Source organism: Dactylosporangium sucinum, from assembly GCF_014647515.1.
GTDB lineage: Bacteria > Actinomycetota > Actinomycetes > Mycobacteriales > Micromonosporaceae > Dactylosporangium > Dactylosporangium sucinum.
Genome location: NZ_BMPI01000065.1, coordinates 53031 through 66782 on the forward strand (window position 1 = coordinate 53031; position 13752 = coordinate 66782).

6 protein-coding genes and 1 tRNA gene are annotated in these 13752 nt (G+C 67.4%); 3 read left to right on the plus strand and 4 right to left on the minus strand.

Translation table 11 applies throughout. The annotated features are described in order from the left end of the window. The 3 genes from IEZ31_RS43845 to IEZ31_RS43855 all read right to left on the minus strand — a co-directional run bounded on the left by IEZ31_RS43845 (position 1) and on the right by IEZ31_RS43855 (position 9242). Entirely contained in the window at positions 1-3978 is a 3978-nt protein-coding gene (locus IEZ31_RS43845) for an AAA domain-containing protein (RefSeq protein ID WP_229836743.1), read from the minus strand. Between the two features lie 1179 nt (positions 3979-5157). Beyond that, complete coding sequence (locus tag IEZ31_RS43850) at positions 5158-7044, minus strand: UvrD-helicase domain-containing protein (RefSeq protein WP_190256064.1); 1887 nt, start codon at positions 7042-7044, stop codon at positions 5158-5160. Next, the gene (locus tag IEZ31_RS43855; RefSeq protein ID WP_229836745.1) at positions 7041-9242 is read right to left on the minus strand and encodes an ATP-dependent nuclease; all 2202 of its coding nucleotides are present in this window, start codon (positions 9240-9242) and stop codon (positions 7041-7043) included. The genes IEZ31_RS43850 and IEZ31_RS43855 overlap by 4 nt, the downstream gene beginning before the upstream one ends. Positions 9243-10093: 851 nt before the next feature. On the opposite strand from IEZ31_RS43855, the gene IEZ31_RS59595 reads away from it, so the two are divergent. Continuing rightward, positions 10094-10528 carry a GNAT family N-acetyltransferase gene (locus IEZ31_RS59595; RefSeq protein ID WP_373294786.1) on the plus strand — a complete coding sequence of 145 codons (435 nt, stop codon included), beginning with the start codon at positions 10094-10096 and terminating at the stop codon, positions 10526-10528. A 373-nt stretch (positions 10529-10901) separates the two neighbouring features. Here the strand turns inward: IEZ31_RS59595 and IEZ31_RS43865 are convergent. Continuing rightward, a tRNA-Pro gene (locus IEZ31_RS43865) sits at positions 10902-10975 on the minus strand. A 98-nt stretch (positions 10976-11073) separates the two neighbouring features. Here IEZ31_RS43865 and IEZ31_RS43870 point away from each other — a divergent pair. Next, a complete protein-coding gene (locus tag IEZ31_RS43870) occupies positions 11074-11463 on the plus strand; it encodes a VOC family protein (RefSeq protein ID WP_190256066.1) in 390 nt (129 codons plus the stop codon). Between the two features lie 330 nt (positions 11464-11793). Beyond that, on the plus strand, positions 11794-13752 hold a 1959-nt coding region (locus tag IEZ31_RS43875), incomplete at its 3' end, for a diguanylate cyclase domain-containing protein (protein WP_190256067.1).

Genomic DNA, 13752 nt, shown 5'->3' on the forward strand with positions numbered 1-13752 from the left:
CTACCACAGGGAAACGTCGTCGTCTGCTTCATCGGCCGGGTATGGATCGCTGTCGTCGATGCCCACAAGGTCTGGCGCGGTGGCGTTGCGCCGCGGAAGGGGGCGCGGTCTGATGCCCCGGTCCTCGATCCGCTGCCAGAGCGGCTCGAGAGCGGCGTCGGCGTCCAGCAGGTATTCGCTGTGCCGGACCCGGACGATGACCCATGCGGCGCGGCGCAGGTCGCGTTCACGCTGCAACGCCCGCTCGATCTCCTCGAAGCTTGTCGTGGCGGACGGGGTATCGCACTCCACCCCGAGCCGGGCGTTGTCACCGACCACGACAAGGTCGATGGTGTGCTCGGCGATCGGGTAGTTCGGCAGCGCGGCGAACCCACGCTGGCGCAGCTGCAGGAACACCTGCTGCTGCAGCAGCGACCGGAACGGCGGCGTCAACCGTTGTGCTGGCACCAGGTCCAGCGCGGGGTCGGCGTTGAGGTCTTCCGGTGGTTGTTCCATGTAGTGCAGCAGTTCGTAGCGCATGCCACTGCTCGGCCGACGCGCCGGGTGGATGGAGTGGAACAGCCACATCTGGTCGCGGGCGCGGCTGGCCGCCACGTTGTAACGCCGCTGCACCTGCGGACCGTTGATGGCCTGCGAGGCGTCGGTCACCACCATCGACAGAAGGATCACGTCGCGTTCGGCGCCCTGGAAGTCGGTGGGCGAGCCGACCCGGATCTCGAACCTGGCCATGTCGGCGGCGCCGATGCGCTGCGACAGCATCTGGTCGATCAGCACCTTCTGCCGGCAGTCGTGCAGCACGATGACACCGATGGTTCTGCCCTGATAGCGCGGGTCGGCGACCATCCTCGACACCGCCTCCACGATCTCCTGTGCCTCGGTCGGGTTGCGCAGCGTCGCGCCGGACCCCTCCAGCACGGCGTCGGCTACCGGTACCACCTGCAGCGGGTCGAGCCGGTCGGCACCGAACTGCCGCAGCGGGATCAGGTTCGGCTCGTAGAACCGCTGCGACGACCAGCCGATGATCTCGGGCATGCAGCGGAAGTGTTCGGTCAGGCGGATCTGGTCCGGCAGCCGGGTGCTCAGCAGCTCGTAGAGGTTGGACTGGGAGTTGAAGGCGTGCCGCAGCCGTAGGTCCATCGCGGCGAGGTGCCGGTTGAGACTGAGTTGCGTGGCTCGGATCGCGTCGGGTTTGCGCTGGCCCGGCGCGCATTGGTACTCGTCGCCGATGACTACGACCCGCGGGGCGAGCCACAGCAGAAAGAGGGCGTCGACTTCGGCCTGACTGGCCTCGTCGATGATGACGACGTCGAACGAGTCCGGGTCGGGCGGGAGGACCTCCGCGACCCGGCTGATGGGCATCACCCACGCGGGGACGGCGTGCATCGCCGACTGCATGGCGTCGCGGGCCGCGGCCTGGTGCGCGGCGCTGTGCGGGCCTTTGCCTTTGCCGGCCCGGCGCATGAAGCTGCGGTAGGACTGCAGGTCCTGCTGTTGGTGGGGTGTGAGGCGTTCCCGCCACCGCAGCGTGGCCTGCTTGGAGGCCAGTTCCGTCGTGAGCCGACCGAGGAACTGCTCGGCTTCTTCCACGACATGCTCCAGGTGTTCGTCCGGGCCGTGTTCGCGGACCGCACGGTGGTAGATGAGGGCCCGACCCCAGTTCCAGGCGGACTCGAAGTCGTCGAGCCGGTCTGCCCAGGCGGCGTCGCCGGCAGTGGCCTGCAGCTGTGCGGCGAGTGCCGGGTGGGCTCCGGCCAGGCGATCGGCGAGTGCGCTGCGCTCTTCGTGGACCCGCCGCTCGTCCCATGCCACCTCGATTGCGGTGAAGGCCTTGGCGTAGCCGACCAGGTCGCGTCCGCGCAGCGCTGCTGCCAGGTCGGCGGTCTCCGGGGCTGCGTCGGGCAGCAGCGAGAAGCTGGCGAGTCCGGCGACGTGCCGGTCCAGCTGCTGCGCGGCTTGGTGGCCGGCGATGACGGTGGGAGTGCTGCGCACGACGCGCACGAGCAGATCCCAGTCGTGGATGCTGCGGATGGTGAACGGGATATCGGCCCGGTGCAGCAGATGCTCGATGGTGTCGCGTGTGTCGCCGAGTTTGCGCAGGGCGCTGATGCCGCCGGCGAGGTCGTGCACCCGGGCGAAGCGCCGTCGCAGGGAGCCGCCGGCCGGCTGCGCGCTGCTATCGGTCCAGTTCGACCAGTCCTCGAGGACGGCGGTGACGGCCTGGTCGGCCTGCAGGACGGTGACCAGGGCGGTGAGGTCGCGCGTGGTGTGCGGCTGGGCCCCGTCCACGGTGCACGACTCGAGCAGCTCGGCGGCATCGGCCTGGGCCGGCGCCGGCCGGAACCGGCGGATCCGGCCGCCCCGTGATACGTACGTCCGCAACCGCTTGGCCTGGCCGAGCAAACGCCCCGGTGGCGTGCCGGCGTCGAGCTCGACGTCGTGGGCGGCGAGGACGGCCGAGGCGGCGTCCATGAGCGGCCGGAGCCGCATGACATCGTCGAATAGCATGGCCAGGGACGCCGGATCGCGGCGGCTCAGGATCGCCGCGGCCGTCTTGCGCTGCCAATCGTCGATCGGCCAGTCGTCGATGAGCTCCACGAGTCCGGACCTGCGCAGGACCGTCGCCGCGGCGTTGACCTCAACGGTCAGCGCCGTGATCAGACCGTCGGTGAACCGGGCCAGGGAGAGCCCAGCGGGATCGGGGCCCGGGTGCGCGCCGAGGATCTGCTGCGCTTGGGTCAGTGCATCGAACGCGGCCTGCAGCTCGGCCGGTCTCGGCAGCTGCCCTGGGTCGGGCATTGCTTGACCGGCCCGTCTCGCTTGCTCAGGCGTTGCGGTTGCCAAGAGAGCGCGCAGTCGTTGCATCTCCGGGCCGGTCAGCGGCGGCTCGGCGGGTGCATCCGTCGGCAACGGGTCGATCCACGCGTACCGCTCCCGGCCGGCGTTGATGGCCGTCACCAGCTCCACCAGCGTCCCGCCGTAACCGGGGGCGATCTCCGGGTGCCTGGTGTGCTCGGCCTCCCGCGACAAACGCAGCGCATGATCAACGGCGTCGAGCCGCTTCTTCGCCCGGTCACGCTGGCGTTGAATGCGTGCGATGTCACGCTGCAGCGACTCGACGCTGGCAGTCGCGGCCAGCTCGGTCAGGGCAGCGATACCGCGATCCAGTTCGTCGCCGCCACCTCGGGACCTGGTCATCGGCACGCACAACGGCCGCACGGGCTCCGGCAGTTTGTCCCGCAAGACCCGCAGCGCTTCGTCCTTCTCGCTGGTGACGAGCACGCGGACACCCTCGGCCAGCAACGCCGTGAGCAGGTTGACGATGGTGTGCGTTTTGCCCGTGCCGGGCGGGCCCTGCACCACGACGCCGGTGTCCTCCCGGAGCTTCCCGATGATCCGCAACTGCTGCTCGTTGGCCGGCAACGGCAGCAACGGATCGTCGCGGAACAACGGCCGCTCGTGACGCGTGGCACGCGGCCAGTGCATCCGCTGCTCAACGTCCAGCTGCATAACCAGTTGCGCCAGCCCTAGCGGCACCGCCGCACCTGGCTGGTCCAGCGCCTCAGCGATGCGCCCGTAAAACGCCTCCAGTCCAGTCTTGTCCCGCTGCCGTAGGACCAACGCTGGTGATGCAGTGACCGTGACCGCACCGTCGGGTTCCGGCACCCGATCGCCACGGCCGTGCGCATCGAACCTCACCGGCGCGGACCAGGCACGACCGCACCAGCGGCTCAACCACGCCTCCGTCGTCGCCTCGAGCGGACCGCCGTCCGGGCCGTCGACGACCTTCCACGACGAACCACCGCCCGGTGGCCGGAACCCGTGGACCGACGCCAGGAACTCCTGATCCTCGACGCGAGGTCGCACGCCGCGCGGCAGGACCACACGCAACGCCTCGGTGCCCTGGTCGAGCTCGATCGTCACGTCCCAGACCAGCACATGCCGGCACACGGCATTGCCTCGTGCGTCGACGGCGCTCACCAACCCCACACCCAGTACCAGTTCGTGGGATTCCTGCTGCTCTGCTGCGCTGCGTCGTAGGTCGCGCAACTGTTCGTAGTGTGCCCGGCGGCCCGGGCGATCGTGGTCCAGCTCGTCGGTAGCCCACCGTTGCCACCGTTCGTACCAGGCCTCGAAGGCGTCTAGGACGGCGTCCGGCACCGACGGTTCACCTCGCACCGGCCGCAGCTGTGGCCACGGCTGCTCCACGCGGGTAAGATCGCGGCGGTCGATGCGGCCGCGTAGAATATCTGGCAGTGTTGGCGGCCTGGCCGGAGACTCGCGTTCAGCGAGCATGATCGTATTGCCTGGTGGGAGCTCCTCGGGAAGCCAGATCGGTTTGTCCGGCCTGATGTCACGTACCATCGTCCGGCGGCTGCGCAGCTGATCCAGCAGGTGCGTGACAAGTGCCCGGGTGAGTGTCCGCACGTCAGCATTCGTTGTCGATCTCGACTCCAAGGCACGCCTCCCCACTAGCCAGCCACACAGAATGCATTAGTCTCACTACGTTGGGCAATGGCTGCGGCGAACGACGCGGATGAATGAATGCTCATCCGGCCAGCTGCGGACCAAGTCGACGTTCTCACCGGCGTCGCACCCGTCGCTATAGAGAGACGCCAGCGCCAGGAGCATCTCGAGGGTGCGGACGCCGCCAGCGGGTTGATCCGCACGAACGGGCTGTCACGACGGACAGGCGCACGCCGATCTTGGGATCGCCAAAGTCGCAGCAGTCGAGGGCGGTTCGCCGAGGCGACGGCTGTAATGCCGGATCTAGGCGCGACGGCGGCAATGCCGCTCGCCGTGTGCACGCTTCACTGCAAAGATCATCGACCAGTACCGGGCCGCCCAAGGACGCTGACAGGACCAGCAGTCCGGAAGTATCCTGACGAACAAAGCACGGCACAAGGCCAGCGCTTCGGGCCAAGGCTGGTCAGTTGGTATCCCTTCTTCTATGTCGAAATCCTTGACCCATGGATGCCAGCGGCCAGCGCAGTGGCGCCGATCGAGCTCTTGCCCGGTAGACGGGGAACGCTTCCGCTGGCGACCGTGCGGTTCCGGGCTCAAGGAGTCGTCGCTTGGTGGCCACGTCGCGAGCGGCGGCATGGCAGGGCTTCTGGCGCGTCGTGGCCAGGGCACATGCGGCTGCATGTCGACGTGAAGCTACGTCGTGGGAGTGGACGCGGCGGCGAGGTCGTTGAGGATTTCGTTCAGTGTCAGTGGCTGGTCGGTGAGTTGGTTGACCTTGAGGGCTAGGATTGCTGCCTCGACGTTGGCGGCGTAGATGACGACGGCGAGTTCTTCGCGGGCGCGTGAGACGCAGACGTACAGCAGGCGCCGGGTCCGGTCGACCGCGTTGTCTTTGCCGTTTGCGGTGTTCTCCCGGTCTGTGGCGGACAGTTCTGTGATTCCGAGCAGCTTGTCGTACGAGAAGCTTGGGAACGGCCCTTCCGAGTCATCAATAAGCACGACGACGCGGGAGAATTCGGCGCCTTTGGTGGCGTGCTGTGTCGAGTAGGGTGACTGGCTGCTGACGTAGCGGAAGTAGCCGTCGAGCTCGCGGACGTCACAGGCCATGAACGCGTCGAGGATTTCCCGCGTCTTGTCGCTGATGACCTGGTCGCGGTGTGGTCCTTCCGGGTCGAGGTAGCAGGCCAGCTGGGGGACCGGGTCGATCAGCCCGTTATTGTGGGCCGTTTTGAGGGCGTGGCCGATCGACTCGGGGCCGGCGGCCGCGACGATGGTGCGCAGCGCGGCGATCGCCTCGCGGGCGGCTGTGAGCCGGGCGCGTACGACGCTTTCTCCGGTGAGGTCGCGGAGCAGGCTGCTGTGTTTGCGCAGGATCCGCAGTGCAGCGCCGTCGTTGCCGGTCTTGCACAGCGGCAGGATGACGTTGGCGAACGGTGTGATGGGCCAGGCTGTGCCGTCGACAAATGCGGCGGCCAGAGCCGGCGGTTTCTTCGGGTGGAACGCTGTGTGCAGATTGATGAAGCCGAGCCGGCGCGCCGCGAGTTTGTGCATCGGCACAAGGATTTTCGCGCCTCCTGGCTCGTCGCTGAGCCAGTCGGTGTTCGATGTGCGCAGCGTGAGCCACCGGCGGACAGCGTTCATGCTGTCGACACGGTCTGCGGTTGCGGGAAGGATGAAGAAGTAGGCGTGTCCGTCCGGGGTCTGTTCAGCTGGGCGTCCGTGCAGTTGCTGGTCGCCGTCGGCCGCAGCGCGGACGCGGTTGACGACTTCGAGGACGCGCCTGGAGGAGCGGAAGTTCTCCGGTTTGGTGATGAGGGTCCAGTCGGGCTCGGCCGGTATCCGGCCGATACCTGCGGGGTAGATCTGCTGCATGGGGTCGCCGAAGAAGCCGAGGCAGAAGTCGCTGCTCACCGTGCGATAGACGTGGATGAGCCCGGCGACGACGGCTGCCTCGGTGTCCTGGCTCTCGTCGACGAAGATGAACGGGAAGCGTGCGGCGACGACCTTGGCCAGCAACGGTCGCTCGATGAGCAGCTGCGGGACCATTTTCAGGATGTCGGCGTGACCGACCTGCCCTCTGCCGTAGTCGGGCCCGACGCCGTAGGTGAATGTGCGGATGGTCTTCAGCGTGGCAAGTTGTCGTTCGTACCGCGCCCGGTCACTGTTCAGCGAGTCACGTTTGGCCGCCGTCCTAGCGCTCGCGAGGTCGTCGTCGATCTCGGCGAGCTTGGCGGCGATACGCGCCTCGACCCAGGTGCCGATGTCGTGTTGGAACGGTGCGATCAGCCCCCACAGAAAGCTGTGGATTGTGGACACGTGGACCAGCGGGTCGTCTTGAACATCACCGTGGATCTCAGCCGCGGCCACTTCGGTGTAGGTGATACACGCGATCTGCTGGGTGCGTGCACGCAGCTGCACGCGGCGGTCCGCTGCTACATACGCCAGCGCCTTGACCAGCGATGTGGTTTTCCCGGAACCTGCCCCGGCGGTGACGACGAAGCCCGTCTTGCAGGGTTTCGCGAGCACCTCGCGGATCTGCCGGTCAGCGTCAGTGTCCGCGGTGCCTGCTCGGCCGGTCACTCGCCCACCTCTTGGTCGAGCATCGGCAGCGCGACGACGTCGGACGCATCGACGACAACCCGGTCGCGCAGCCACAGCAGGCCTTCGACGATGTACTGAGGTCCGAGCCATTCATCGAGGTTCTTGGTGATGAGTGCGAGCGCGAAGTCAGTTTTATCGAAGCCTCTGACCCGATTGTGGATCTTCTGATGGAGCTCGTCCAGCGTCATACTCGCGGCTTTCGCAACACGGAGACGGAGGTCTGCCTGCGCGGGCTCCTGGCACCAGGCGAGATTCTGCAGGGCGAACGCCTCTTCGAATGTCCGGCCGGCGCGGTCTTCTGTGTCGGCGCCCCACGTCACCGTCTGGCGGGTCTCGTACGCGATACGAATATGTCCACGGCCGCCATTGGTAGTGGGCGGGCACTTCTTGTCTTCGTCGAGATCGAGCAGGTCGTCGATGCTACGGATGCCCGGAATCCAGGTGGCCAGCGTCTCGTTGCTCGTGACGGCCCCTGCGACGGTGGTCATGCACGCCTTCCGCCCGTCCGCCTCTTCGTCTGGGTCCTGCTCGCTCGCTACTGAGGTCGCCCCGTGGACACTGTCGATGTCGGTGACGACCAGCGCTGGAAGTCCGAGGAAGTCCAGCAGCTTGCGGAACTTGTGCGTGAAGGCCCCTCCGACCTCGAGGATGGTGAGATGACTCGACTGCAGCTCAGGCGCTGACTGCTGGATGATCAGCGGCAGTACCAGCCGTTCGACGTTGCCCTCGACCAGGATCGCCGCATCGGCGAAGAACAGGTCGCAATGGGTCAGCCGGAGGTACTGCCGCAGGAAGTGCCGGGTCGCGTCGCTTGTCGTGCCTTGGAACGTCATCAGGTCCTTGACGTCGGTGTGATGCAGGTTGCCGTCCGCGCCGGCCCGTTTGAAGTACCGGATCGGCTCGAAAGACTTCTCGTAGATGATGTGCGCAGAATGGGTCGTCACCACCATCTGCGTGGTGAACGCCGGATCCACCGGCGGCAGGATCTCACGGATCTTCCGGATGAAGACCTGCTGCAGCTGAGCGTGCAGATGTGCCTCAGGCTCTTCGATGAACACCAGATGGATCGGCGGCCGCTCACCCTCGGCGTCAATCCACCGGTGATGGAAGTCCAGCACCTCGACCACCATAAAGATCAGGTTCTTGAACCCCAGGCCGTTGTACTGGTCGGGCAACGTCCGCTCCGGCGTCCCCGCGAGCCCGTCGCCTGCAGCCGGCAGAGCGTAATGTACCCGGGCTCCGCTGCTGAGGATCGTGTGCGGATTCAACGCGGCCTTCACCATCAGGCGCGGATGGACGAAGCCCGGATAGCCAAGATTGGCGAGCTTATCCAACGTCGGCTCGAACGCCTTCTCGTAGTGCGTGTTGAGGCGGCTTTCGGAGTCGGCGATGGCGGCGGCAGCCTTGAGATCATGCTCATGCTGCTCAAGATGCCGAGCGTAGAAGCCGCTCAGCTTCCGTGACAGGTTCTCGGAACGACCCCTGCTTTCCCCGTCAACGAGGTGACGCTGAGCGTCGAGAAAGTCGACGCAGATGAGCGCGTCCAGCTTCGCGCCGAGCCCGCTCTCGTTGCCACCGAAGACGTCCGGCACGTAGCCGCCAACAGGCTCACCGTGTTCGTCACAGCGAGACGTGTCGAGGACCGCATATGTGATCTGGTACTCGCGCTGCAGCTCGCGGGTCAGATACTCCGTCAAGGTCTGCGGCCACGGTGCGTAGGCCGAGCCCTCGGGAGAATCCGTAGCCAGCGCCCGGTCGTGGCACTCAACAAAGTTTTCGATCAGCGACTTCGCGTTCTTGGGTCGATACGACAACCGGACACCGACTAGCCCTGACTCCCAGCCCAGGTCCGGGAGGAAGTCGACAACGCGATGCAGGTTCACTTCATCGCCGGTCAGATCCAGCCAGATGTCAAGCTCGATCCGGGGGAGTCGCACATCCGGATCATCGACTGACGGGTCGAACGCATCGAACTCGGCCCAGCAGTCAGCGGTGAAGTCGTAGAGCTGGAACCGCCCCTTCTCCGACCCCAGGAACAACCGGAACACCTGTGCAGCGGAAGTCTTCCCGCTGTTGTTCGCGCCAACGAACACCGTCGTATCAGCATCAAGATCGATACCGACGTTACGCAGTCGGCGGAAGTTCCTCACGCGGAACGTTTTGACGCGCACGCCCACCTACCCACAGGAGTATCCGACCAACGGCACGATAAGCGGCTTCAGGACCGCGCCATCTGAGTGGGGTTATTGCCGCATTTCGGACATCGAAGTGAGCGGCGCAGGTGGGACGATTGAAACATCGACACCTTCCGTTCAGGGCGTCGAAAGTTCTACCGCGTCGGCGTTGAGGTATGACCCAATGGCTGACCCCTTCCGGGATGCCTGGAAACAGATTTGTCGACCGAGTCGGAGATACTTGCCCAGGCGGTAAGTAGTGTGACGATTCCGCTGCGGCGGGTATGCACCCGTGCTCTGATACTGGGCACGGCCGCACTCGTCGAGGTTGGCGGCGGGCCGCTCTGCTTACGGAAGCTCGGCCTGCCGAAATCGTGGTTATGCCACTGCGGCCGAAGTCGGGTCGGTCGGACCGCGCTAATCGCCGACCTCGAAAGTGGCCGTCATTACCGATGTGCGTCGGACCTTGCCGCCTTGCCGCGGGCCCAGAGCGCGCGCGGACGCCGTGCTCCTCGCCGAGGTCGGCGATGCTCGCGCCGCAGGTCTCGAGAGACCCGCAGTCTGCAGGCTCAGCAGGGCGATCAGGGCGAAGTCGTTGGATGCTGGCCGCCCACCCAGCCGGTGATCAACGCTTCGAACTGCAGATGGCCGAGACCGATAGTCAGCGACTCGGCCGGCACGGTCGGGCGGCGGACGTAGTCGGGCTGGTGAGTGCGGCAGGATGCCGTCGATGACGCAGACCGGCAGCGGTGACCATCCTGTTGTACCGACTCGGCCGCGCATGGTCCCATTGGCGGGTGTGCGCAGCGCTTGTGGAACCCCTCGAGGAGACTGATCGGCCGGCCCTGTGCCGGATGCTGGAGGATTCAGTCGACTTTCCTCACCACCTCTTGTATATCCACCAACGCAGAGGGGGCACTTACCACCGGACCTACGTAGCTTGGCGCGATGGCAAGATCGATGGTGTGCTGACCGGATCGTTCGATGCAGACTTCGCCGATAGCCGGGATTTCTGTTCATTCGACCTCCCTTCCGCGCCTCACGCACTCCTCGACCGAGTCCACGTTCGAGAATCCGCAAGGGGTACAGGCGTTGGACGAGCCTTAGTCAAGATCTTCGCGAGTGAGGCTTCAGTGCGTGGATGCTCGTTTATCGGCGGGTTCATCGATCAATCGTCGGAGGCGACGGCGAGGAGGCTCTTCTTCGAAAGGCTCGCGTTCGTTGTCAGCACATTGGACAGCTTCGGCGCTCGCCCTACCGATGTTCTTGCGGCCTCCGCGAACCGCTGAGAAACGTCGCCTGCTGATACGCAGTCGGTGCGGTCTGCCCGGCTTCTGGTGATCACAGTACGGGTGTACGTGTCGGCGGTGTGTCGTGATCGTCCACAGCGGACCTCGCTCATGGTCCTTGCGGGACGGAGCGAGTTTTGGGGTCGCTGAGCGGCGTGCTGGTCGTCGTGACCGTGAAACGGCAGCTCAACGGTGGTTCGGGGTAGGGCGAGCACTGCGCCTCGTCGTGCCGGGCGTGGTGGTCGAGTCGCAGGTCGGGCCGTTGCATGGCGTCTAACAGTACGCCCGTACGGGCCAAAACTCGTGTCGCACGACGATCAATGTATCGAGTAACTTCAACAAAAAAGGCCAGCTCAGCTGGCCTTTTCCTACGTCGGGACGGCGGGATTTGAACCCACGACCCCTTGACCCCCAGTCAAGTGCGCTACCAAACTGCGCTACGTCCCGGTGCCGCCCTCAAGCTCTCGCCCGGCAGCCAGCACACCATACCCCATCACCCCGCCACCCCGCGCAGCAGTATCCCCACCCCGCCTACGCTCGGTGGGGTGCGGATTGATCTCGTCACCCTTGTTGTCCATGAGTATGACCCCGCCATCGAGTTCTTTGTCGGCGTCCTTGGGTTTGAGCTGGTCGAGGACGTGCCCTCGACCACCACCGACGGGCGGCCCAAGCGGTGGGTCGTTGTCCGGCCGCCCGGCGGCGGGGCCGGGTTGCTGCTTGCCCGGGCCGACGGGGAGCGGCAAGGCGCCAGGGTCGGGGACCAGACCGGAGGACGGGTCGGGTTCTTCCTGCGGGTCGAGCGCTTCGACCTCTGGTACAACGTCCTCAAAGAGAAAAATGTCCGAATCGTTCGAGAACCCAGAACCGAAAGCTACGGCACCGTCGCCGTGTTTCAGGACGTTGCCGGGAATTTGTGGGACCTGATCGGCGACTGACGCGCAGCCAGCACCACAAACCCCCGCCGCCACGAGGGTGAAGCCGAGCCCCAAAGTCGCCCGGGCAGACCGGCGGACCGCCCGCGTCCTCGTCGTCGTGCGCATTGCACGCTCGTCAACAGCCGGCTGCGAGGCCGTCGGGACCGACACCGGGCGTCATGATGCCGCGCGATCCGGCTACCGGGCACGACCTGGGAACGAAGCTTCCGATGGTGACGTGCGCGGCGCTACCCTAGCCGCGAACCGCTCATCTCTGCACTGGCACGGCCGAATGGATCCGACGGCCAGGAAAGGCGGTGACGGCGGCCGGTGGAGCAGACGGAGCGCGGCGTGCGCGGGCTTGTGGCCGTGTACGGGCTGCTGCTGGCCGGAGCCGTCGCGTGGGGTGTCGCCCGGTTCGTCGGGTTCGACCCGCCGACCGTGCTCGGCTGGCTGCCGGGGGCGGCCGGGATCGCGATCGGCGGCGGGTACCTGCTGCGTGCCTCCCGCACGGAGAGCCTCTCCGCGGCCGGGCGCCGGTTCTGGCGGTTGATGGCCGTCGCCGCGTTCCTCATCGCGCCGGCCACGAAGCCGCTGACCGAGGCCAGTCTCGGCGGGCGGCGGACCGGGCCGGTGCTGACCGGGGCCGTGGCCCTGCTGAGTATCGCGCTGCTGCTGGTGCTGTGGGCCCTGCTGCGCCTGCCGACGCGCAGCCGCAGCCGGGGCGACTGGCTGCGGCTGGGGCTCGACGCGGCGACCGTGCTGGTCTGTTCCGGGACATTTCTCTGGTACTTCGTGCTGCGCCCCCTGGTGGAGACGGACGCCGACCTGCCGAAGGTCCTCGGGATGCTGATCCTGAGCCTGTTGTGCCTGCTCGCCGTGCTCGCCGTCGTGAAGCTCATCCTCGTCGGCACGGGCGCCGTGGACATGGGGGCGCTGCGCGCGCTCGCCGGTGTCGTGCTGTTCGGGGCGGCCGGGTCGGCGCTCGTGCCCGTGCTGCAGGACCCGCGGCTCGCCGGGGTGTCGAACACCATCACCACCCTGGAATCGGCGTTCGTCGCCATCGCCGGCGTCGTACAGGCCCGCCGGGCGGTGCCGGTGGCGGCGCCGCCCGCCCGGCGCCGGCCGTACAGCGTGCTGCCCTATCTCGCCGTGGCGGCCGTCGACGCCCTGCTCATCGGCGTCGCCGCCCGCGGGGAGAGCGTGGTCCCGGTCGTCGTCGGCGCCGTCGCCGCGACGGCCGCGGTCGTGGTGCGGCAGCTGCTCGCGTTCCGTGACAACGACGCGCTGCTGGGCTCGCTGCGGGAGCATCAGCGGCTGCTGCACGAGCAGGCCACGCACGACACGCTCACCGGGCTGCCGAACCGGGCGCTGTTCAACGCCACGCTGGAGTCGGCGCGGACGGCGGTCCTCGTCGATCTCGACGACTTCAAGGCGGTCAATGACACGCTCGGCCATCCGGTCGGCGACGCGCTGCTCGTGGAGGTCGGGCGGCGGCTCACCGCGGCCGTGCGCAGCGAGGACCTGGTTGCGCGGCTGGGCGGGGACGAGTTCGCGGTACTGCTGCCGGACGCCGAATGCGACGGGGTGGCCGAGCGGATCCTCGCGGCGCTCGCCGAGCCGGTGCGGGTCCACGGGCGCGTGCTCACGGCCGGGGCCAGCGTCGGGGTCGCCGTGCGCGAACCCGGCGAGGATGCGCACGCGCTGCTGCGCCACGCCGACATCGCGATGTACGCGGCCAAGCAGCGCGGCAAGGGCCGTTCGGCGCGGTACACGCCGGATCTCGCGGGACTGCTGACGAACCCCGAGGCGGAGACGCGGGAACGCGAGCTGCGCCGCGCGCTGCTGGCCGCCGCCGACGGGGCGGCGCCGGTCACGCTGGAGGTCGGCCGGTCGATGCTGGTCGCGCCCGGGTTCGTGGCCGATCTGGCGGCCGTGCTGGCCGATGTGGGGCTGCCGCCGGGCCGACTGATCCTGGCGATTCCCGCCGCTCAGCTCGCGGACGATCACACGGTACGGGCGGTGCTCGCCGATCTGCGTGCCCACGGTGCCGGGCTGGCCCTGGACCACACCGGTACCCGGCAGGTACGGCTCGACCTGCTCGCGGCGCTGCCGTTCACGCGCGTGATCCTCGACCCGGCGTTCCTCGCGGCCGACGGAGCCGGGATCGGCGTGGGAAACGGGACCGGGTCGGGGAAGGGGATCGGGAACGGGGCCGGGACGGGAGACCGGACCGGGGCCGGGAACGGGATCGGCGCGGGGAAGGCGGCCGGGGCCGGGAACGGGATCGGCGCGGGGAAGGCGGCCGGG